Below are 21,010 nucleotides of genomic sequence, written 5' to 3' on the forward strand. Positions count from 1 at the left end.
GAAAGTTTCCAAGGGCGGCGAAGTGAACGATTCTGGCGCGACTCTTGTCGCAGCCAAGTACAAGTACGTGAAATACCTTGGAGTAAAAGAGAGGGGTTCGTATTTTCATGTGGCTTATTTTTTCAGTACTTGCAGCGTTTAGTTTCGGGCTGCGAGGCATACTATATCATTGGGCAAGCCAGCAATCGCTGAATCGGAATGTGCTATTATGCGGTACATTCTTTATGGGGACGTTGATCAGTATCGTTTGCGCGATCATTTTTCACCAAGAGTGGACGGTATCTGCCCTTATTGGTGTACAAATGGGACTCTTTTCCTTCGGTGCTAACGCAAGTATGTTCAAAGGCTTTGCTGTTGGGAAAGCTTCTTTGGTTGCCATTTTGACAGGGCTCCCATCTGTCGTGGTTGTCGTTATGGCTTTTGTTATTTGGGGAGAGCGTTTGAATGTATTTCAGCTTCTATCTTTTGTCGTTATTGTAGCCGGTATCTTACTTGTTCGTTATTCGAATGATATTACGCTTAAGAATTTACAAGGAGCAGGCTGGGGTCTGCTTGCTTTATTACTCTTTGCGGGCAATGATCTTTCCGGTAAATGGACGACATTGGTGGATGCGCCTTTATTCCCAACACTATTTTTTATGTTTACAACTGGAACTTGCTGCTTTGGCTTATGGTGGCTGAAAGACCACATTCAGGGTAAAAAAGTGGATGAAGGCAAGAAGCGAGCTAACTGGTCAGAACGAAAAACGTTTCTGTTCGGGATGGCGGTAGGCATTACGAATGTGGTAGGGATGATTCTCATTATTCAAGGCTTTCATCTCGGGAAGACGGGACTTGTTTCTGCAGTGGTGGCTCTGAATGTGCTTATTGTATTGCTGTACACGCGATTTGTACTAAAAGACAAATTTTCTAAAATGGAGCAATCCGGTCTGACAATGGCTTTTATCGGAATTATCTTGATGAAATTGGTCGTGGAATAAATGGCGTATTTACATTTGTTTGATCTAATTGTATGATAGTTCCATGAATATAAAACAATCAGATGCTGCACGCGCTCAGATCTTTAAAGCATTAGCCGACGAATCCAGATTAGAAATCGTAAGGGTACTATATACCAACAAAGTGGAGCTTAATTGCGGAGAGATAGGTGAGAAATGTAATCTCGTAAAGTCGACTGCTTCTTATCATTTTAGGACTTTACGAGAAGCAGGTCTAACAACACTTCGAAAAGAATCGAGAACGAAGTTTGTAAAACTCAACTTGGAAACCTTCGAAACGTATTTACCAGGATTTCTAGAGACTCTTTAAGAGTCTTTTTCTTATACATATAGTTCAATGATATTAAAACTATAAAACTTAGGGGAGTGGAAGCGTGGGGAAATCATTATCGATTTTCTTTGCTATGAGTGAGTTTCATTATTCCTAATATGGAACCGATTGTGAATATGGCGAATACAAAGGAAACCATGAGGTCCCGGTACGCTTCAATTTTTAGCCAAACAAAGGCAATTAAAGCGTTTGTGGCCTATTTCCTATTTCAGACGGGAAATTTCGCTGCTTTCTCCTTTTTCGGGACCTGGCTAGCGAATGATTTTTCTCTATCCGTCCAACAATTGGGGACTGCGATGCTGATCTTAGGGCTTGGGAATACGATCGGCAGTTTGAGCGGCAGTTATCTTGTTCGTAAATTCGGAATCAAAGTAAGCTTATCTTTGGGTCTTCTTATTTTGGCCGCTTGTTATGTGGTTTTACCTTTTGCTGCTCAACTGACTATGGTCGAGATTCACTTTCTCGTTATTTTTTTCATCGGCGGTGTCGTGTTTCCAATCATGCTGTCGTTGCTTCAATCACTGAGTGTTACAGCAAGAGGAACCATTGCGGCTCTTTCCAATGCGGCCATGTATGGTGGAACAACAATAGGCGGCTTTGCCGGCGGCGCTTTATATGCAGCTTTCAGCGGATTCCAAGCGGTATCTCTGTTTACTTCGCTCTTATTTATCATTTCTCTGTTTGTTTTCGTAGGCAGCGGTATTATGAATCAGCAGGTTGAGAAAGAGAGAAGTATAGCCAAGTGATGATCGAATACAACAATAGCTTTCTGAACTTGTCCAAATGCGGTACAATAGAAATATTCGTGCCAATTTGAATGATTCAGGAGGCTTTAACCACAATGACAGACAAAGATATCGATACACAAGTTGAAGTAGATAACGAACAAGATCAAGAACGCGAACAAGCGCAGATCATTATGACTTGGTTTCAGCACATTCAAGGTGTATTGAAAGAACAATTCGAAGAGTATGAAGTAGACGGACAGATCGGTAATAATCCTACCTATGGTCCGATGTTTGCCTTTACACTAACAAAAGATGAGAAGACCACCTCATGCGGATATTTCCTGAATGAAATCATGAGAAACTTTCAAACAAATCCGAATGCAGGACTTTGGCTTTCCTCCTTTTTCGTTGACTTGCTGAGAAGCCCGGAAAGTCACCCACTGCCGAATCCGCCGCAATCCGAAGATGATGCCAAAGAGCTGTTGGATAAGCATATCGTTCCTTATTGCGCAACCACGGTGCGTGAAGAGTTCCCGGATCAAAAGATTTACGTGGACCTTGAACTGCATGAAGAGCATGGCCCCGTCCTGGAAGCCGGCTTCGTAGCTGTCGAAACCGGCAACAATACGTGCGCGCTGCCGCTGCAATATTTAATGACCTTATATTTATTAAATCGCGACCCTGCGGAGCCCTTGATTCAAGCGATGTATCGTTTGTATGAAGAAAATAATTTAGGTCAATAATGATTAGCTTCATGTTACGGTTCAGTCAAGATTAATAGCCAAGAGAAATTTTTCTTGGCTATTTGCTGTATATAGAATTTTTACTGTGGAGCCCACTCAAAGTCCGCATGGGTAGCGTTATTGCTCTAACGAACTGTATGGTCTTTATGGACGAGAAAACTGCATGATTATCGTTCTAACGAACTGACGCAGCGTTATGGCTAAGCAAACTGTATAATGCGGAGATTTTTATTGAAATAACGTTTCTGGAGTTCGTTTATCTTTACTTCAGACGTTGCAGAAAGTCGCCGTAATTTTTAATGACAGGCATTTGAGACTTTGCATCCAATATGGCATATTTCATTGCGTGAGATGTGTTGAATAAAACGACAGAATCCGTTGGATGCAGCCAACCGCTGTCGCAAAGCGAAAGCATGCCTGCCCAAGCTGCTGAACCTTCCGGCGAAGAAGAGATGCCTTGTGAGCCTAAGGCCAAAGCAGCCTCGGCGATTTGCTCCTTAGAAAGGGCGATAGCCGTGCCGCCGCTTTGCTCAATAATCGATAGGATGAGCTCCAAATCCGGCGGATTCGGCACGCGCATCCCTGTAGGACTCGCTTCTGTTACGTCGGGTATCTGCGCTGCAGCTAACTTGCCGCGTGCGCCCAAGCCGTCGACAAGGGGCTGGCAGCCCTTTTCCTGGACGCAAACGAATCTGGGCATATCGCCATCTATCCAACCCAAAGTCTTCAACTCCTGATAAGCTTTCCACATGCCGATTACGCCGGAACCCCCACCGGTTGGGAAAATGATAACGTCAGGGAGCGTCCAACCCAACTGCTCGGCAAGCTCAAACCCCATGGTTTTCTTGCCTTCTACGCGTCCTGGTTCTTTCAGCGTGCCGACGTTTACCCAACCTTGCTCCTGTTTTCCAACTTCTATAATGGCCGCGGCATCATGAATCAGTCCATCGACAAGGAAGGTATGAGCCCCATAGAGGGGACATTCCTGCACAATCAACGGTGGGCAATCCAAAGGGATAAAGACGTAAGCTTGAATACCAGCATGCCCCGCATAGGCAGCTAATGCTCCAGCAGCATTGCCATTGGAGGGAACGGCTGCTTTCAACGCTCCGGCTTCTCTGAGCAGGGAGACAGCAACGGAGAAGCCCCTTGATTTAAAGCTGCCTGTCGGGTTCTGCTCTTCTCTTTTTATCCAAAGCTGTCTAAGTGGTAATTTGTGTTCCCAAGCCTGTAAGCGTAGTAGTGGTGTCCAGCCTTCACCTAAGCTGATAATGGCCTCCGGGCTTCTCACAGGAAGCAGTTCTTTGTATCTCCACATGGATGGGTAGCGAGTCTGAAGCGCTTCCTTCTTTACATTTCTGCGAATTTGCTCCAGATCATAGTCAACAAGCAGAGTGCCGCCGCAGCTGCACTTTAATTGCTCATAACGAAAAGCGAGCTTTGCTGAGCATCGTGAGCAAAAAAGCCCCAATTGGTTCATTTCCGGCCTCCTCACCATACAGCTTCCTATTACTAAAATGCTCCTTAATAATAAGTTCGGAGTGAGTGCAACTGGCACTCTGCATAGATTATTAGGACATACAGAAGGAAACGGCTTGTGTCATTCGGAATGGTTATTTCTTGTGAAATGATCGAATGAGTCGGAAGATCGATTTATCTTTAAGCTTCAAAAATAAGCTGAGCATGGGAATGAAATTAACTTCAATGATCTTAACATGTCCCCGTGAGTCTATCCCCATATCGATTCCCATCGTGCGAATCGATGGATAATAACGATGCAGCTGCGCTGCGGTTCGTAAGGCCACAGTGTCTAATTGCGTAAGAATCTTGTTAAGTGGAACGTTGTTCATGTTGGATTGTTTTATCGCTTCATCGACGGAGACAACCTTGCCGCTGCTTCTGCGTATATTCGTAACGATAAAGCCTGCACCTGCAACCTTCGCGAGCTTGCCTGTAACATGCCAGGAAGAATTTGGGCGTCGTTGTACCATGACTCGAAGGTCAAATGGACGGCCTTTAACGGTGGCGAGCGGGATACGTTCCTGAACAAGAAAGTTTTTGCCGGTTAGCTTTTTTATATAGGAATAAAGCTCCTTCGGATTTTGAAAATTCTTCTTTTTGGCACCATCATGCAGTTCGTAAGCGGAAGGAGCTATCTCCTTGATGCAGATAACGCCTTTGCCTCCGTAACTGCCAGTTGGTTTAATGATGACTTCTTGATAAGATTTGATCATTCGCCAGAAAGCAGCTTCTTTGAGGCATGCGGTTTCAGGCAAATAGGTTTGAAGCTGGGCCGATTTCTTGAGCAGTTTGTATTTCGTCCATTTACTTGTGCTCAGCTTAGTCATGGGGCTTCACTTCTTGCTCTTTAATCACCAGGTTATGTTCTACAACTCGTATCAATTGATTATGGTCGTCAACAAACACGATCTGAGGTTTCAATGCGGCAATTTCTTCTTCATTCATGAGCCCCAAACTAAGGATAATGACCAAATCTCCGGGTTCAAAAAGGTGCGCTGGAGGGCCGTTTAAGCCAATTTTACCGGAGCCTTCAGGAGCAGGAATCGCGTAAGTTTTCCAACGCGTGGCGTTTCGCAGACAAGTGATTTGTACCATTTCGTAGGGTGAAATGTTCGCTTTCCGCATGAGTAAACCATCAATTGTTATACTTCCTATATAATCCAAGTCAGCCTCCGTTACGGTGGCTCGATGAATTTTACCCTTACACATGAGTCGCTGCATGAGCAATGCTCCTTTATAGTCACATGGGTTGTTCCTCACAAGGTATGAGCACACGCGGCATCCTGATAGAGACATTGACCTACGAGGATGAAAAATGGGAAGATGACCCGAACGTGCTCGGCTGTGATATACTCAGTAGACGAATAATGGAAATTAGCAGATGGGAGTGATACAACTGGAGCCGAACCTACTTATTGAACACATACATAAAAAACACCCAAACGGAGGCCAAACGCCGTTATTTGAATGTATAAGCGCACAAGTAGCAAAGTGTGACCGGATTGCGATTCTGGGACCTTCAGGCCAAGGAAAGAGCACGCTGCTACGTATGATGGCTGCCCTAGAGCAATCTGACAGTGGAAGTCTGATTTTAGACGGTCGACCTGTTTCTGTATGGAACCCAAGCGAATGGCGAAAAAAAGTATGTTATGTCCCACAGCAGGCTGTCATGCTGCCGATATCGGTTGAAGATAATCTGGCACTGGCGAGCAAACTACATCAGCGTCCTTTTGATCAACCATTGGCAAGGAAGCTAATGGAACAGGTTGGACTCGCGGATTTGAAATGGTCGCAGAAAGCAATCGAACTTTCCGGCGGCCAGAAGCAGCGGATTCAGCTTGTTCGTTCTATGCTGTTAAGAGCCGATTTTCTTCTGCTTGATGAGGTCACATCTGCTTTGGACGCTCAAAGTAAATTAGCCGTGGAGCATATGTTGAAGCAATGGAATGAAGAGCAGGGTGTGGGTCTTGTTTGGGTTACTCATGATCATGAGCAGGCGGCAAGGGTCAGTCAACGATTTTGGTTTTGGATAGCGGTTCACTTATCGAGGAAGCCGGGGATCGCCTGACGACAATCTCGCATTCATTTTTTACAGGCAGAAGAGAGGCGGAGTAATTGTCTACTTTAGCATTAGGGTTTACATTAACCTTTGTCATGATAACCATAGCCTTATCCAAATGGCAGAAGCTTGGACTGGAGAAAGACATCGCGTTGGGAACGATTCGGGGCGCTTTGCAGCTTTTGTTCATTGGTTATGTGCTTCACTTCGTTTTTAAAACGAATCATATTGGACTTATCCTGCTTATTATCGCTGTCATGATTGTTATAGCTACCCGAAACGCAGGCAAGCGTGGAGAAGGCTTGAAAGGCATTTATTGGCGCATTGCCATTGCCATCGCGGTTACTGAGGTACTGACTTTGTCGCTTATGCTCAGCTTGCATATCATTGAGTCAACGACGCAATACATTATCCCTATCAGTGGCATGACGATTGGCAGCTCCATGATTGTTTGCGGATTATTCTTAAACCATATGAACCGTGAGGTAGCTTCGTCCCGCGGAGAGATTGAGGCGCTGCTTGCACTGGGATCAACGGTTCGACAGGCGATCCAACAAGCGCTGCAGCGTTCCGTGAAAGCGAGTATGATACCAACGATCGACGGCATGAAGACCGTAGGCGTTGTGCAACTGCCGGGGATGATGACGGGCATGATTATTGCAGGCGCAAATCCGATCGAAGCTGTTCGCTATCAAATATTGATATTATGTGCCTTTGCGGCATCGGCTGCAATCACGAGTATCCTCCTTAGCCTCCTTAGCTATAATTTGTGGTTTACCAGGGAAATGACTTTGAAATAAGCTGTTTATTTCCCAGGGAAGCGCAGGAATCGACAAGGACAACGATAAAAAAACGGAGCCGCAGCTCCGTTTTTTAAATTAATTTTAGACCGCTAATTAAAACTAAACTCGCAATAATCGTCCGCAAAACGTTCGTTGGTGCTTTCGTAGATAACATACTGCCAATGATTACGCCGGGAATGGAACCAATGAGCAAATTCAATACGAGGGTATAGTTCACATTGCCTATGCTTGCATGTAAGATGCCAGCCGTCGTTGCAAGGAAAAAAGCATGCGCGATATCTGTACCTACAAGCAGTGCTGGGCTCATACGGAACAAGTACAACATGGCTATCGCGTATAGGGAGCCGGAGCCGATGGACGTTAGGCCCACGATAAATCCAAGCACGGCTCCAATCGTGATGACGAGTCCGCGCTTTTCCTCTAACGATCGAAGCTGCCAACGGTTTTCTTTCAGCTTGTGGCCGAAAAAAACCTTGAACATGGTTGCAACGGCTACCATAATCAACACATACCCCAGAGCATGTTTAATGATCGTTTCTTGATTATGGTAGGAGGATTCAAACAATCGCAAAAGGATGACGGCGATAATTACGCCTGGGATACTGCCTGTTGCCAGCATTTTAACGAGCTTGAAATCAATCGTTTTCTGCCGCCAATGCTGGATCGTACCAAAAAGCTTGGTGATGGAATTGTACAGAAGGTCAGTTCCTACGGCAATCGAAGGATGAATGCCTATCAGGATTAACACGGGGGTGAGCAGCGAAGCTCCGCCTACACCGGTCAGCCCGACTAAAAAACCGACGAATACACCCATCAGTAAGATACTCAAAGTCATGTTGTCATGTCCCCAATCGAATTCCTACTAATCAAATTGGATTTATTTTATTATAAATAAAACCAATTTGTAAAGAAATATTTTTAACTTTGCGTTACAATGGGAAGATGTGTCAAAAAGAGAGGTTGATTAGGAGGAAAAGGAATGAGCAATAGAACGACTGTCATGGTAAGTATTGTTCTTGCCATGCTCGTAGCTTCGATGGATACAACGATTGCCAATACGACCATGCCGATAATCGTAAATGAAATTGGCGGAAATGATTTATATGCATGGGCATTTACTTCCTATATGATCTTGTCAACGGTCCTTGCGCCAGTAGCTGGCCGTTTGTCTGATTTATTCGGACGGAAAAGGATATACGCAGCGGGGATCGTATTATTTCTGTTCGGGTCCGTACTTTGTGGATTTTCTCATAGTATGGTGGAATTGATCATTTTTCGGGCGATTCAAGGGATCGGGGCAGGGGTTATGATGCCGTTTCCTTCGATTATTGCCGGAGATCTTTATCCCGTCGAACAACGTGGCAAAGTGCAAGCTTTCTTTACGGCGATGTGGGGTTTATCGGCTGTACTGGCTCCGCTTCTAGGAACATTTTTTGTTACCTATTTGAGCTGGCGTTGGATTTTCTTCGTTAATGTTCCCATCTGTCTCATATCGCTGCTTACCTTAAAGCCATACAAGGAAGTGTATCAACCGAAAAAAGCTTCGATTGATTATGGCGGTGCGATTTTATTCGCCGGAGGCATATCACTGCTGCTGCTCACAACTGCCGTTGATCATTACAGTCTTGTGTATGGAGCAGTAGGAATCCTGCTTATGATTGCTTTCTTCTTTTATGAAAAAAGGCATCCAGCTCCTATCGTGCCTTTGAATTTATTGCGTAATCGTCCAGTTGCCATTATGATCGCGGGCTCTTTCGTCAGTTGTGCCGCATTGTTTGGAACGTCCAGCTTTATACCGCTATTCCTTCAAAACCAAGGACATTCGTTATTTATTAGTGGAATTGCCTTATTGGGAACGTCGATCGGCTGGATGGCTGTTGCTGTTCCCAGTGGGAAATGGGTACTGCGTTTTGGGTATAAGCCTCTGCTTTTGGCTGGCAACGGGTTACTTGTGATCACGGCCATTCTGTTGTTCTTCATTCATGAAGAAACTTCTTTCTGGTACGCTTTCGGTGCTTTGACCATGCTCGGTTTAGCATTTGGATTAATTTTCACTGTATCTACGATTGGATCACAACAGCTTGTTGAAGTGCATCAGAAGGGGATATCTACATCCTTACAGTTGTTTGCTCGCAATATCGGCACGGCTGTGAGTGTAACCATCATGGGGGCAATCATAACGAAATCAAGTACATTCTATGCGGGTATTCATGGAATGTTCGTGTTCGGTTTATTAGTCAGTTTACTGTCCTTTCTCATTCCGATAGCCATTCGTTCCAAAGCAAAACAAATGGGCTAAGGAATTTGAGGTCTGAAAGCAAAAGGAAAAGAGCCTGAAGGCGGTGAAAACCGCTTCCTGGCTCTTTTCCTTTATGTATAAAGCTGAGTGATTTAATGAGCTTACTGAGCTGATCGAAATTAAGAAGTGAAATTTCGTGTAGGCCGTGCAGTCAGGACATCATAATAGGCAGGCTGCTTATCGGGAGCTTCGGAGTTCTTAGCAGCGCTCAAATCGCGTATGTAAGCAGCAAAAATAAACTTGCCTTCAAATGGCTTGCTGGTTATCCACATTTCCGCAGGAAAGCTCGTACGATCAGAACGAAAAGCAATCGTTTCGAAGCGCTTTCCGATGAGTGTGATATCTTGTCGGATAAGCAACCGATACATGGAAGCAGCAGCTTGCCCGTCTTGGTCGAAGGGAAACAGAAAATCAAATAGCGTACGATTCAGCGCTTCTTTCCTTGAATAACCGAAGGTTGTTTCCGCAATCGGATTAAGATCAATAGTCCATCCACGATGATTAAATAAAAGGATACAGTCCGGGTTTGAGTCCATCATGGAGGCTTTAAGTCCTATTTGTTCTTCATGCAGGCGATCATGCTTCAATGAACTGATCAAACTGATGGAAAAGAGAATGACGGCGCCAAAAGCTACATACATCGCGAGAAGACTGGGGCCCATGGTTACGTCATACATTGGAGAATTAGGATAGTCAAGATTGCAGTAGGTGATCTCAGTCGCAACCATTCCTATATAATGCATGGAAGTGATGGCCACACCCATGAATATACTATTAATCATAAATCGTTGATAATGATAACGGCATAAATAAAGTGCTGTTATAGAAACTCCTATCGCTATGACGATTGATAAGGTAAAAGGGATCGAAAGATAACTGATTTTCATATCTGTGGGAGCCGTCAAGCCAGTATAATGCATCCCGCTTATGGCAAGTCCCATAAAAATACCGCCGATGATTAAATGGGCTACTTTTAGATGAGAGAGAAAGGTTATGAAGTAACCGACGACAGAACCGATTAAAGCTAGAAGAATGGAGACAAGCACCGTCTGAAATTGAAATGAAATGCTCTGAGGTAACGGATATGCCAGCATCGCAATGAAATGCATGGACCAAATGCCTACTCCCATAACGATGGCGCAGCAAAAAACCCATAACTTATGATACCAGCCTTTTGATATGGAGATTTTTTTGCTTAGACTTAAAGCAGTGTAAGAAGCAAACAAAATGATAAAGAAGGATAGTAGAATAAGATGGAAATGATACTCATTGATTACAGCGTAAGGCACGCGTAATTCCTCTCCTTTTTTCAGTAAAGTATTAGAGGCGACATAAAAAATCGAGGGAACCGAGTTGACCATTTTCTGTGCTTCCTGTAATCTGTGTTTTATTATAGTATCCAAAAAATGACATGTACATAGCGGGAAATGTTTCATTTCATCGAATTGTGTCGAAACGCACAAATATTTAAAATAAATGAATGGCAGGAGACGAAATGAGAAATAAACAGAGTAAAAAAGGGATCATTTTTGATATGGATAATACCTTACTTCGTTCTCACATTAATTTTCAAGCCATGAAGCAGGAAATAGTCAGCTATTTAACGGAAAAAGATATGTTGCCGAAATCATTCTGTATGCAGGAGCATACGACTTCCACGGTCATTCAATTTGCCAAGGAGCGTGGTCTTTCGGAACACATGTTTTATGAGGTTATGGGAATCGCTGCTCGGCACGAGTTAGCAGGTATGGAGGGGGCGGGTCTGGAGCCTTTTGTTCAACCACTTCTGGAAACATTGATGGGCCGTTATGTTCTTGTCATCGTAACGAATAATGCCTATGCGGCAGCGCAGCATGTACTTGAGCTTACAGAAATTGCAGGTTACTTTGATAGGGTGATAGGAAGAGAACAAATGGAAGCCATGAAGCCTTCCCCTTCGGGATATTTGGCTGCCAAAAAGCATTTTCCACACATTCAGGATAGGGAATGGATTTCAATCGGTGATTCATGGATAGACGGGATGGCATCAATGGAAGCTGGCATTCCATTCATTAGCTATGGAGGCGAAGAGGAATGGATGGAAAAGAAGGGCGTTAAGGTCGTTGCTCACATTGACAATATATTGGATCTGTTAGATTATTTATAGATGTTCAAAAGATAATAAGAGAGAAGTGACTGTATATGCTGATCGACATTAAATCCCGACTCCATGAGGATCTCATTCAAGAGTTATTGAGTTATAGCGTGTTTCCCGACCCGGATCGACTCGAACAGGCAACAAAGGAATATGAGACCGATAAAAACTTATGGTTGTTCGGCTATGAATCGGAAGGCAGGCTTGTAGGTATAATTGGCTTCCGAATCAATGATGGCCAAGAGATGAGGATTACCCACTTGACTGTAGAACCTGAAAGCAGAGGCGTTGGTTTCGGGCGCGGGATCATTCTGGAAATTATCGAAGACATGCATCCTGTTACGATTGAAGTGGAAGCGGATGAAGAGACGGTCCAGTTTTACCGCAATATTGGATTCCGTATAAGCAGCCTAGGGGAGAAATACCCAGGTATGGAAAACTTCTTATGTGTCTACGAAGTAGAAGAAGCAAACGAAGAGGAATAAAGATTAAAGAAGTGCATTCGTGGGTGTTGCCCACTCGAATGTACTTCTTTTTTTGTTTCGATGATTCCCTTGTCATATAGACAAGGAATCGGCATATAGTATTATGCGAACGATTACAAAAGAAATTGCAAGGGATTAAAAGTGAAGATAGCTGCTCATTAAGAAGATACGGAGGTTCTGTTATGCTGCATATTGTCGTTTGTATCAAGCAGGTGCCCGACTCCAGAGAAATTCGTATTGATCCCAAAAATAATACATTAATTCGCCAAGGTGTGCCAAGCATTGTGAATTTTTATGATATGCATGGGTTGGAAGAGGCACTTCGCATCAAAGATGAGCTAGGAGCTAGAGTCACCGTTGTGACAATGGGGCCGCCGCCTGCGGAGAAGGGCTTGAAGGAATGCATTTCTTTGGGCGCGGACGAAGCCGTATTAGTGACGGATCGTGGTTTTGCGGGAGCGGACACGCTTGCCACTTCATATGTGGTGGCACGGACCATTCGTAAGATTGCTGAAACATGGGGCGAGGTTGATATCGTTTTCTGCGGTAAACAGACACTGGATGGCGATACCGGACAGGTAGGTCCTGGCGTCGCGTGTAGGCTGGATTTGGAGCAACTGACATATGTGAACAAAGTGGTTGAGGTCAATGAGTTGAAGCGAAAAGTAACGGTGCACCGGCTTCTGGAAGACGGTATCGAAGTTGTTGAGACAAGCATGCCTGTTTTGATAACGGCTCTCAAAGAGATGAACAAGGTGAGGCGAGCATCGCTTCCGGGCATGGTTAGAGCAGCTCGTTACAAGCCGACCGTATGGACAACGGCGGATTTTCCGGATTTGGAGCGAGCCAAAATTGGGCTGAAGGGATCTCCGACGATTGTAGCCAAAACGTGGGTACCGGAAGTAAGAGCGGTTCATTCACACTTTATTACGTATGATTCACCGGAAGAGGCGGCTCATATACTCATAGATAAGCTTTGGGGCTCGTAAGGGATGAGACAGGCTGCAAAGCTTGAACATGTCAAATGAACGGGGGCAGGAATCATGGCAAAAGAACAAGCAGACGAGCTTACGGAAGCGGCAATGCCGGATTGGTCGGCATATCGCGGGGTACTTATTGTAGTGGAGCAGCGTGATGGCGAAGCGAAGAAGGTTTCGTGGCAGCTTCTGGGCGAAGGGAGGAAGCTTGCGACGAAGCTGGAGGCGCCGCTCATGGCGCTCGTCATCGGCGAGGATGTGGCACATCTCGCTGAGGAAGCCATACAATACGGCGCTGATCGCGTTTATCTATGCGAAGCGCCGGAGCTTCGCGACTATCGTACCCGGCCTTACAGCCGGGTCTGTTTGAAGCTGATCGAGGAAGCGAAGCCCGAGATCGTGCTGTTTGGCGCGACAGCCACAGGGCGCGATTTGGCAGGTGCGATTGCGACGCACCTGCCGACAGGTCTTACGGCCGACACGACGCAGCTCGATGTCGAGCCGCCGCCGTCGCGGCTGCTGCTGGCCAGTCGGCCGGCTTTCTCCGAGAAGATGATGGCAACCATCCTCTGCAAGCAGTACCGACCGCAGATGGCGACAGCTCGCGCGGGCGTGTTTCAGGCGCTGCCGAAGGACGCGGCGCGTCAAGGCGAGATCGTGCGCATCGACTCGACGATGCGCGAAGAGGAGATCGCCGCGCAGGTACTGAATTTCCTGCGCGAGACTGGCAAGCTGAATCTCGAGGAAGCCGAGATTATTGTCGCTGGGGGCCGGGGACTGGGCGGCCCCGAGGCCTTCAAGCTGCTCGCCGAGCTGGCGGAGGCGCTCGGCGGTGTCGTTGGCGCATCCCGCGCGGCCGTCGATGCGGGATGGATCGGACATGAGCACCAGGTCGGTCAGACCGGTGCGACCGTAAGGCCGAAGCTGTATGTCGCCGTCGGGATCTCCGGCGCCGTCCAGCATACCGTTGGCATGGGTCAGGCGGACGTTGTTGTAGCAATTAACAAGGATGCCAAAGCACCGATTTTTCAATTTGCGCATTACGGAATTGTGGGCGATTTATTTAAAATCGTACCCGCGATAACGGAAGAAGCGAGGAAACGCAAACCGCAATCAAGCATGCCGCCGACTGCAACGGATACTCCCGTATCCGCTCGAAGTACATCTTCCGAGGAAACGGATATTCGCGAAAGGAGTGAAGCCGGATGAATGAGAAGTTTCATGCCATTGTTGTCGGGGGTGGGCCTGCCGGGTCGCAGCTGCCTTGACGATGGCTCGGGCTGGCTTATCCGTTGTTTTATTAGAACGCGGTGAGTTCCCAGGAGCCAAAAATATTTTCGGCGGTGTTCTTTACCGCAAGCAAATCGAGGAGCTTGTCCCTGAGTTCTGGAAAGAAAAAAACTTTCCAATGGAGCGTTATATTGTCGAACAACGGATCTGGATGATGGGGAAAGAATCGATGGTAACGTTCGGACATCGGAATGAAGCGTATAAAGAGCCTTACAACTGCTTTACAGGTCTGCGCGTGAAATTCGACCAATGGTTCGCCGAGAAAGCTGTTGCAGCAGGGGCAATCCCTATTTACGAAACAGTTGCTTTGGATGTGATACGAGAAGGTAATCGTGTAGTCGGTGTGCGTACGGATAGAGAAGATGGCGACTTGTATGCCGACGTTGTCATCATTGCCGATGGAGTCAACTCGCTGCTTGGCAAAGCGATGGGCATTCATAAAGAATGGATGCCGGATGAAGTCTCTTTGGCTGTGAAGGAAGTGATTGCGCTGCCGAGAGAGAAGATCGAGGATCGTTTCGGCTTGGAAGGCGATGAAGGCGTCACGATAGAGTTCATGGGAGAAACATCGCTCGGTATGGCAGGCATGGGTTTTCTTTATACGAATAAAGAAACCATTTCTCTCGGAGTAGGTGTCATGGTCAATCACCTGCGAGACAAAAAAGTGAAGCCTTATGCTGTACTAGAAGCCGTTAAACAGCATCCCATGATCCGCAAGCTCATCCAAGGCGGAGAAACCAAGGAGTACTCCGGTCATTTAATACCCGAAGGTGGCTTTCACTCCATTCCGCCTCTATCCGGCGAAGGTTGGTGCGTATGTGGCGATGCTGCGCAGCTCATCAACTTTGTGCATCGGGAAGGCACGAATTTAGCGATGACTTCAGGGCGTTTGGCTGGGGAGGCCATTGTCGAAGCAAAGGAACGCGGCGATTTTTCAGCAGCATCGCTGAAAGCTTACGACATGAAGATTCGTGAATCATTTGTGCACAAAGACTTGCAAAAATATAAAGGAATGCATCAATTCCTCAGAGAACAAGACCCTGAACTCCTTTTTGATAAGCTGCCAAGAGCGTTGAATGAAGCCGCTTATAACATGTTCCTCGTCGATGGGATCACCAAAGCCGACAAACAAAAAATGGCCGTGAAGCTGATTAGGAATGCTGCCGGAGGCACGATGAATCTAATGAAGCTTGGCTATAAAGGATGGAGGGCGATGAACGGATGACGCAAAGCGATATTGCGGATAAGCTATTTACCATTCGTTACAAATGTGATGATAAATCGCACCTCGTTATTAAGGATACGCAAACGTGTCTGAACTGTGTGACCAAGGATTGCAACTATTTCTGCCCATCGGATGTATATGAATGGGAGAAGAAGCTTAAAATTACGACCGTGGCTTTCGAAAATTGTATTGAATGCGGAACTTGCCGAATCGCTTGCCCTTCTTATAATATTGACTGGGTATATCCGAAAGGCGGGCACGGAATCACGTATAAATTTGGCTGAGCTTCATGAAACAAAGAACGGAGCAAAGGGCTGCAGCAGCCTTGCTCCGTTCTTTGTTTCGTCGCTTCTTTTTTACGCGTGATAGCTTCCCATCGGTTCGTTTAATACCCATTCCAAAAGGTCAATCATATCAGTAAGTCGTTCGTTATGAATGTTTAGCGCTTCATGCTCGGCATCGTTCCCCGCCTGTGCTACACGCGATTGAAGGGTTTGCTGCTGCTGGCGCAGCTCGTTGACTTTGCGTTTAATTTGGTTTTCTGTTCTCATTTCTGACTCCTCTTCGCAGATCATCTATCTTTACTATACGCGTAAATAGGCTAGAACTTCAAATATGTCATCATCTATCCTGTAGCGAACTTTTTTGAGGACGAATTTGCATTGACAATGGCGAAGTATGTTATCATAATATTAAGTTATGTATATATGCTAAGCTAAGCGATTACTTGGAGGTAGTACCCATTACTAACATTGTCCTGAACGACGCTATGACCATGTTGAAGAAGACAAGCCGCACTTTTTATATTCCGATTAGTCAACTGGATTTAGGCTTGAGAGAGGCTGTCTCTTCTGCCTATTTATGTATGCGAGCTATAGATGAAATCGAGGATCATGAACAGCTTGAAGATCCGTTGAAAGTACAACTTCTCATGAGCATACACGAAGCATTCGAATCCCCGCATGTTATTGAAGAAACGCAAAAAGTGCTTTCACCGTATCGTGAGGTATTACCGGATGTTACGATGCAGCTTCATGAATGGTCTCTACTTTGTCCGACTACTGCTTTTCCCATAGTAAGCCGCTATATGGCGAAAATGGCTTTGGAAATGGCAGAATGGGTGCAGCATGGATGGCATATTCATACGGAAGAAGATTTGGATCGTTATACATATAGTGTAGCGGGTATGGTTGGAGAAATGCTCTCAGAACTATGGGCTTGGAATGACGGGACGCAGTCTGATCTTACGAAAGCAGTCGCATTCGGAAGAGGCTTGCAAGCTGTTAATATTCTTCGAAATCGAGAAGAAGATCTTAAACGTGGCGTTGACTTTTACCCTGATGGCTGGGGATTCAAAGAAATGCAGCAGTATACGCGTCGTAACCTAGATATCGCGGATGCTTATATCGCTGATTTAAAGGAAGGTCCGGCCTTGAAATTTTGTAAGATTCCTTTAGCGTTAGCTCATGCGACAGTCAATTTGATTTCCATGGGCGGAAGTAAATTGACAAGAGATGCGGTTTTGAAAATCGTAAATCGAATCTCCAAATAAGGAGAAAGACGCTCGAAGGGTCATAAAAGAAGCCGGTAGCTAGCGTTGCCGGTTTTTTTTCTGTCTTTTTGGAAATCAGCGTACGTCTGCTTCATAGCTTCAATTAACATAGGTGAATGGGGAGGTACATATGGGTACACTGACGAAGGCGATATTATTAGCGGCCAAAGCTCATGACGGTCAAACCGATAAAGGCGGTAATCCGTATATCTTGCACCCAATTCGGCTAGCCAGCAAGACAAGAACATTGGAAGAATCCATCGTAGCTGTTTTGCATGATGTCGTGGAGGATTCTAGTTATACGCTGTTTGATTTGAAAAAAGAAGGCTTCAGTGAAGAGATTATTCAAGCATTGGATTGTCTGACGCGCAGAGCTGACGAATCGTATGAGCAGTTTATAAGGCGAATCAAACAAAATCCGTTAGCCGCGAATGTCAAGCTTTTGGATATTGAGGATAATAAAGACATCAGCCGCATTCCGAAGCCAACGGAGAAGGATTATGAAAGATTAAACAAATACAATAAGGCGATTGACATATTATTAGGACTTTAGTTATCCATTGAAAATGAGTATGATGAGAATAACAAGCTTATTTGCTCATAGAGGGGTAAGCCTTAACCACGAAGAGGTGTTCTATGATTAGCTTAATCGCTGTCGGTCTTGTTGCTCTTTTACATTTATACATCTTGTATTTGGAAATGTTTCTTTGGACATCGCCGAGGGGTTTGAGAGCATTCTCATTGACCAAAGAGTTTGCAGAAGCGTCAAAATCGTTGGCTGCCAACCAAGGATTGTATAACGGATTTTTGGCTGCTGGTTTAATTTGGGGCATCCTGTATCGGGATCCTTCGGTAAGCAAGCACATAGAGATTTTCTTTCTGGCTTGTGTCATTGTTGCTGCCCTTTACGGAGGTGCTACAGCTAAGAAATCGATCTTGCTAATTCAAGGGCTTCCTGGATTAATCGCCCTTTTGTTGGTGCTATTTCTCCGTTAATTCGCAAATCCAATAGGCAAAAAAGTTTCAACTTTAGGAGAACATCGTTCAGAACAAGGGGCGTTAGGTGGAGCTGTAGCACTGGTTTTCAGCGTTACAGAAGTGGAACGGCTTGTAAGTGCCGCTGTAAGCACGAAAAACATGCTTACAGCAAAGGAAAAGGGAGTAAAAGGTCGTTAGGTGGAGCTGTAACACTGATTTTCAGCGTTACAGAAGTGGAGCGGCTCATAAGTGCCGCTGTAAGCTCGAAAAACATGCTTACAGCAAAGGGAAAGGTACGATTTATCTAATCGGCACTGCATATACGATATGGAGGCTTTCATTGATTTGTTCGTGTTTGGTTACATAGCCTAGATTCTCGAATACCACGACTAAAGTACTTAACGAAGTGTAATGATGATGCTCGCTGCTGCTTCGGAATCCTTCATCCGTGTACATGAAGTCGGTTATACAAATACGCCCATGGGGTTTTAGGACTCTGCGCATTTCTTCAATGGCGAGCAGTTTCTGATCATCTGTAAGATGGTGAAATGCAAAGCTCGTGACGACAAAGTCAAAATTTCCATCCAAGTAAGGTATCGCTAGGAAATTCCCAAGTTTAGTTTCAATCCCAGGGAATTTTTTTTGGCAATGTTTTAACATTTCCCTCGATTGATCGACTCCCGCCATTTTTGCTCCTTGTATAATGATTTTACCGGCCAAATTGCCTGTTCCCGTTCCTAAATCCAATCCCATTTCACCGAAAGCTGGTGAAAGCCACTTTACAGTCAACTCCAATGCTCGCTCATAATCTTTGTATGCCCCATTATCGCTAAAAACGGTTTGGTCATGTGCAATTGCCAAATGATCAAAACCCCACTTGTCTTGCCAGCTATTTCGCTGCTCTCGCAATCTGCGGGATCCTTCCGCGAGTTCATAGATATCGGGTAAGGGCAGTGATTTTTGATTTTTTACAATCTGAATCATATCGTCCGTTGTTTCAATAATTTGTTTGATTTCAACCCATTTGGCAAACAGGACGGAACGCTGAAGTTCTAGATAATACTGCAGCTCTTCATGATCCTGTCCATCGATGTCTTGCAGAGCTTTTTTGATGTGATCAATGCTCATTCCTGCTTCTCTTAAGGAAATAATGGTTTGCAGCCGCCAAATGTGCTTCTCGGTGAAGTCGCGGTATTGATTGTCATCTTGCTTATCGGGGGCGATCAGCCCTTTTTCTTCATAAAAGCGAATAGTCCGGGGAGAGATTTTAAGTTTATCTGCAATTTCCTTAATTTTCATAGCAGCCGCCTTTCTCTACTTTTACATTAAACATTCACGTTACGTAAATGTAAAGTGGGTTTATATGCGAATATGACTTTAAACCTATAAGTCAAATACCACAAACGCAAGCAGTATTGGTTAATGATAAACATAAATGAGGTTTTTTCCTTCTAAATAGATACGTAAGATCGTCTTTCAAGTTCCTAACGGCAATTGACCTTTCCCTTAAGGAAAGGTTTATTGTTGTGAGTAACACAGGAGAGGAAGGCGAATGATGATGACAATTTTGATTAAAGATGTGACCATATTATCTATGATGGATGAGGACACGTATATCGGGGATATTTTGATCGAGGGTCATGAAATTAAAGCTATGGGAAAGGGGCTGTCTGTAAACCCCCGTGAAGTCATCCAAGGAACCGGGATGGTTGCCATGCCTGGCTTAATTAACGCGCATCAACATACACCCATGAGCTTATTAAGGGGATTTTCTGATGATCTGATTTTGATGGATTGGCTGGAAAAGAAAATGCTGCCTGCAGAAGCTAGAATGACGCCTGAGGATATTTATTGGGGTGCAAAACTTTCGATGGCAGAAATGATTAAATCCGGGACGACAGCTTTTGCCGATATGTACATTCATATGAATGAAATTGCCGCAGCGGTTCAGGAGGTTGGTTTGCGCGCCTCGTTAACTAGAGGGTTGGTGTTTATGGAAGATGACGGAGGAAGAAGGGTCATGGAATCGATTGATCTGATTGATCGTTGGTCCGGACAAGCAGAAGGAAGAATTACGACGATGCTAGGACCGCATTCTCCATACACATGTCCACCGGCTCCATTAAAAGAAGTGATTCAGCTTGCGGAAAAGAAAAATGTTCCGATCCACATCCATCTAGCAGAAACCAAAGAAGAAGTCATCAAAATCAGAGAAAAATATAACCAAACGCCAACTGAATATTTGTATAACTTAGGTTTGATGGAGAAATCACATGTCCTGTTAGCTCATAGCGTTCATGTAAATAGAAGAGATATCGGCTACTTAAAAGGGATGCGCGGTGGTGTCTCTCATAATCCGGTGAGCAATTTGAAATTGGGATGCGGAATCGCTCCCATCTTGGACATGATGAGGCAAGGAATTACAGTTGGCTTAGGTACCGACGGGGCAGGGAGCGCTACAACCGTCGATATGTTTGAAGAAATTAAAGCAGCTTCATGGCTGCAGAAGCTGGAGTACGGCGATCCCCGGCAGCTTCCCGCTAGCCTAGTGCTGCGGATGGCGACTAGGGAGAGTGCAAAGCTGCTGAATATTGACAAGCAAGTAGGGACGCTTGAGATTGGTAAGAGAGCGGATATCATTTTAATCGATATGAAAAAACCGCACCTGCAGCCCCTGCACAATGTAGCCTCGTTACTCGCGTATAGTGTTAACGGATCAGACGTGGATACTACGATTGTGAACGGAAAAGTGCTTATGAAGCATAGACAGCTGCTTACTATTGATGAGGATGAATTATTCAAAGAAGTCATGACGCGTTCCAAACGAATCGTCGAGGGAATCTGACAGCGTATACAAAGCAACGAAAACTACAAAAAAACCGCTCTT

Annotated in this window: 23 protein-coding genes and 1 pseudogene; 17 read left to right on the forward strand and 7 right to left on the reverse strand. The window is 45.1% G+C overall.

Going from position 1 to position 21,010, the window contains the following annotated elements; translation table 11 throughout:
• Positions 1-107: 107 nt before the first annotated feature.
• The 4 genes from FU659_RS15840 to FU659_RS15855 all read left to right on the forward strand — a co-directional run bounded on the left by FU659_RS15840 (position 108) and on the right by FU659_RS15855 (position 2,800).
• The gene (locus FU659_RS15840; RefSeq protein WP_147948475.1) at positions 108-980 is read left to right on the forward strand and encodes an EamA family transporter; all 873 of its coding nucleotides are present in this window, start codon (positions 108-110) and stop codon (positions 978-980) included.
• Positions 981-1,023: 43 nt separating this feature from the next.
• A complete protein-coding gene (locus FU659_RS15845; RefSeq protein ID WP_147948476.1) occupies positions 1,024-1,308 on the forward strand; it encodes an ArsR/SmtB family transcription factor in 285 nt (94 codons plus the stop codon).
• 98 nt (positions 1,309-1,406) lie between these two features.
• On the forward strand, positions 1,407-2,075 hold the full coding sequence (locus FU659_RS15850; protein WP_147948477.1) for an MFS transporter: 669 nt from the start codon (positions 1,407-1,409) through the stop codon (positions 2,073-2,075).
• 95 nt (positions 2,076-2,170) lie between these two features.
• Positions 2,171-2,800 carry a hypothetical protein gene (locus tag FU659_RS15855; protein WP_147948478.1) on the forward strand — a complete coding sequence of 210 codons (630 nt, stop codon included), beginning with the start codon at positions 2,171-2,173 and terminating at the stop codon, positions 2,798-2,800.
• 262 nt (positions 2,801-3,062) lie between these two features.
• Here FU659_RS15855 and FU659_RS15860 read toward each other — a convergent pair whose 3' ends face one another.
• The 3 genes from FU659_RS15860 to panD form a co-directional block, all read right to left on the reverse strand.
• Positions 3,063-4,280, reverse strand: a complete 1,218-nt coding sequence (locus tag FU659_RS15860; protein ID WP_147948479.1) for a threonine synthase — start codon at positions 4,278-4,280, stop codon at positions 3,063-3,065.
• Between the two features lie 133 nt (positions 4,281-4,413).
• Positions 4,414-5,148: a YheC/YheD family protein gene (locus FU659_RS15865; RefSeq protein WP_147948480.1), complete on the reverse strand. Its 735-nt coding sequence runs from the start codon at positions 5,146-5,148 to the stop codon at positions 4,414-4,416.
• Positions 5,141-5,542 carry an aspartate 1-decarboxylase gene (gene panD / locus FU659_RS15870; protein WP_147948481.1) on the reverse strand — a complete coding sequence of 134 codons (402 nt, stop codon included), beginning with the start codon at positions 5,540-5,542 and terminating at the stop codon, positions 5,141-5,143. The genes FU659_RS15865 and panD overlap by 8 nt, the downstream gene beginning before the upstream one ends.
• Positions 5,543-5,702: 160 nt before the next feature.
• On the opposite strand from panD, the gene FU659_RS15875 reads away from it, so the two are divergent.
• The gene (locus tag FU659_RS15875) at positions 5,703-6,389 is read left to right on the forward strand and encodes an ABC transporter ATP-binding protein (protein ID WP_147948482.1); all 687 of its coding nucleotides are present in this window, start codon (positions 5,703-5,705) and stop codon (positions 6,387-6,389) included.
• A gap of 47 nt (positions 6,390-6,436) precedes the next feature.
• Complete coding sequence (locus FU659_RS15880; RefSeq protein WP_147948483.1) at positions 6,437-7,180, forward strand: ABC transporter permease; 744 nt, start codon at positions 6,437-6,439, stop codon at positions 7,178-7,180.
• Between the two features lie 73 nt (positions 7,181-7,253).
• Here the strand turns inward: FU659_RS15880 and FU659_RS15885 are convergent, their stop codons facing one another.
• Entirely contained in the window at positions 7,254-8,018 is a 765-nt protein-coding gene (locus FU659_RS15885; RefSeq protein WP_147948484.1) for a sulfite exporter TauE/SafE family protein, read from the reverse strand.
• A gap of 144 nt (positions 8,019-8,162) precedes the next feature.
• Between FU659_RS15885 and FU659_RS15890 the strand changes: the two genes are divergently transcribed.
• The gene (locus FU659_RS15890; protein ID WP_147948485.1) at positions 8,163-9,482 is read left to right on the forward strand and encodes an MFS transporter; all 1,320 of its coding nucleotides are present in this window, start codon (positions 8,163-8,165) and stop codon (positions 9,480-9,482) included.
• Positions 9,483-9,601: 119 nt separating this feature from the next.
• On the opposite strand, the gene FU659_RS15895 is transcribed toward FU659_RS15890, so the two are convergent.
• Positions 9,602-10,771: an MHYT domain-containing protein gene (locus tag FU659_RS15895; protein ID WP_187274180.1), complete on the reverse strand. Its 1,170-nt coding sequence runs from the start codon at positions 10,769-10,771 to the stop codon at positions 9,602-9,604.
• Between the two features lie 206 nt (positions 10,772-10,977).
• Between FU659_RS15895 and FU659_RS15900 the strand changes: the two genes are divergently transcribed.
• The 6 genes and pseudogenes from FU659_RS15900 (at position 10,978) to FU659_RS15925 (ending at position 15,877) form a co-directional block, all read left to right on the forward strand.
• Positions 10,978-11,628, forward strand: a complete 651-nt coding sequence (locus tag FU659_RS15900; protein WP_147948487.1) for an HAD family hydrolase — start codon at positions 10,978-10,980, stop codon at positions 11,626-11,628.
• 35 nt (positions 11,629-11,663) lie between these two features.
• Complete coding sequence (locus FU659_RS15905; protein WP_147948488.1) at positions 11,664-12,101, forward strand: GNAT family N-acetyltransferase; 438 nt, start codon at positions 11,664-11,666, stop codon at positions 12,099-12,101.
• Positions 12,102-12,283: 182 nt separating this feature from the next.
• Positions 12,284-13,090: an electron transfer flavoprotein subunit beta/FixA family protein gene (locus FU659_RS15910; RefSeq protein ID WP_147948489.1), complete on the forward strand. Its 807-nt coding sequence runs from the start codon at positions 12,284-12,286 to the stop codon at positions 13,088-13,090.
• A gap of 54 nt (positions 13,091-13,144) precedes the next feature.
• A complete protein-coding gene (locus tag FU659_RS15915; RefSeq protein ID WP_147948490.1) occupies positions 13,145-14,287 on the forward strand; it encodes an electron transfer flavoprotein subunit alpha/FixB family protein in 1,143 nt (380 codons plus the stop codon).
• Positions 14,284-15,593 (forward strand): annotated as a pseudogene (locus FU659_RS15920) (FAD-dependent oxidoreductase). Before FU659_RS15915 ends, FU659_RS15920 begins: the two are co-directional and overlap by 4 nt.
• Positions 15,590-15,877, forward strand: coding sequence for a ferredoxin family protein (locus FU659_RS15925; protein ID WP_147948491.1), 288 nt, complete (start codon positions 15,590-15,592; stop codon positions 15,875-15,877). Before FU659_RS15920 ends, FU659_RS15925 begins: the two are co-directional and overlap by 4 nt.
• A 72-nt stretch (positions 15,878-15,949) precedes the next feature.
• Here the strand turns inward: FU659_RS15925 and FU659_RS15930 are convergent, their stop codons facing one another.
• Positions 15,950-16,144, reverse strand: coding sequence for a hypothetical protein (locus FU659_RS15930; protein ID WP_147948492.1), 195 nt, complete (start codon positions 16,142-16,144; stop codon positions 15,950-15,952).
• A 218-nt stretch (positions 16,145-16,362) separates the two neighbouring features.
• Here FU659_RS15930 and FU659_RS15935 point away from each other — a divergent pair, with 218 nt between their 5' ends.
• The 3 genes from FU659_RS15935 (at position 16,363) to FU659_RS15945 (ending at position 18,141) form a co-directional block, all read left to right on the forward strand.
• Positions 16,363-17,145 (forward strand): squalene/phytoene synthase family protein, encoded by a 783-nt coding sequence (locus FU659_RS15935; RefSeq protein WP_187274181.1) that lies wholly within the window; start codon positions 16,363-16,365, stop codon positions 17,143-17,145.
• Between the two features lie 130 nt (positions 17,146-17,275).
• Positions 17,276-17,698: an HD domain-containing protein gene (locus FU659_RS15940; RefSeq protein ID WP_147948494.1), complete on the forward strand. Its 423-nt coding sequence runs from the start codon at positions 17,276-17,278 to the stop codon at positions 17,696-17,698.
• 83 nt (positions 17,699-17,781) lie between these two features.
• Positions 17,782-18,141: a DUF1304 domain-containing protein gene (locus FU659_RS15945; RefSeq protein ID WP_147948495.1), complete on the forward strand. Its 360-nt coding sequence runs from the start codon at positions 17,782-17,784 to the stop codon at positions 18,139-18,141.
• Between the two features lie 282 nt (positions 18,142-18,423).
• Here FU659_RS15945 and FU659_RS15950 read toward each other — a convergent pair whose 3' ends face one another.
• Complete coding sequence (locus tag FU659_RS15950; RefSeq protein ID WP_147948496.1) at positions 18,424-19,422, reverse strand: MerR family transcriptional regulator; 999 nt, start codon at positions 19,420-19,422, stop codon at positions 18,424-18,426.
• Positions 19,423-19,678: 256 nt separating this feature from the next.
• On the opposite strand from FU659_RS15950, the gene FU659_RS15955 reads away from it, so the two are divergent.
• Positions 19,679-20,968 (forward strand): amidohydrolase, encoded by a 1,290-nt coding sequence (locus FU659_RS15955; RefSeq protein ID WP_147948519.1) that lies wholly within the window; start codon positions 19,679-19,681, stop codon positions 20,966-20,968.
• Positions 20,969-21,010: the final 42 nt, after the last annotated feature.

It is taken from the genome of Paenibacillus sp. N3.4 (assembly GCF_008017805.1).
Taxonomy (GTDB): domain Bacteria; phylum Bacillota; class Bacilli; order Paenibacillales; family NBRC-103111; genus Paenibacillus_E.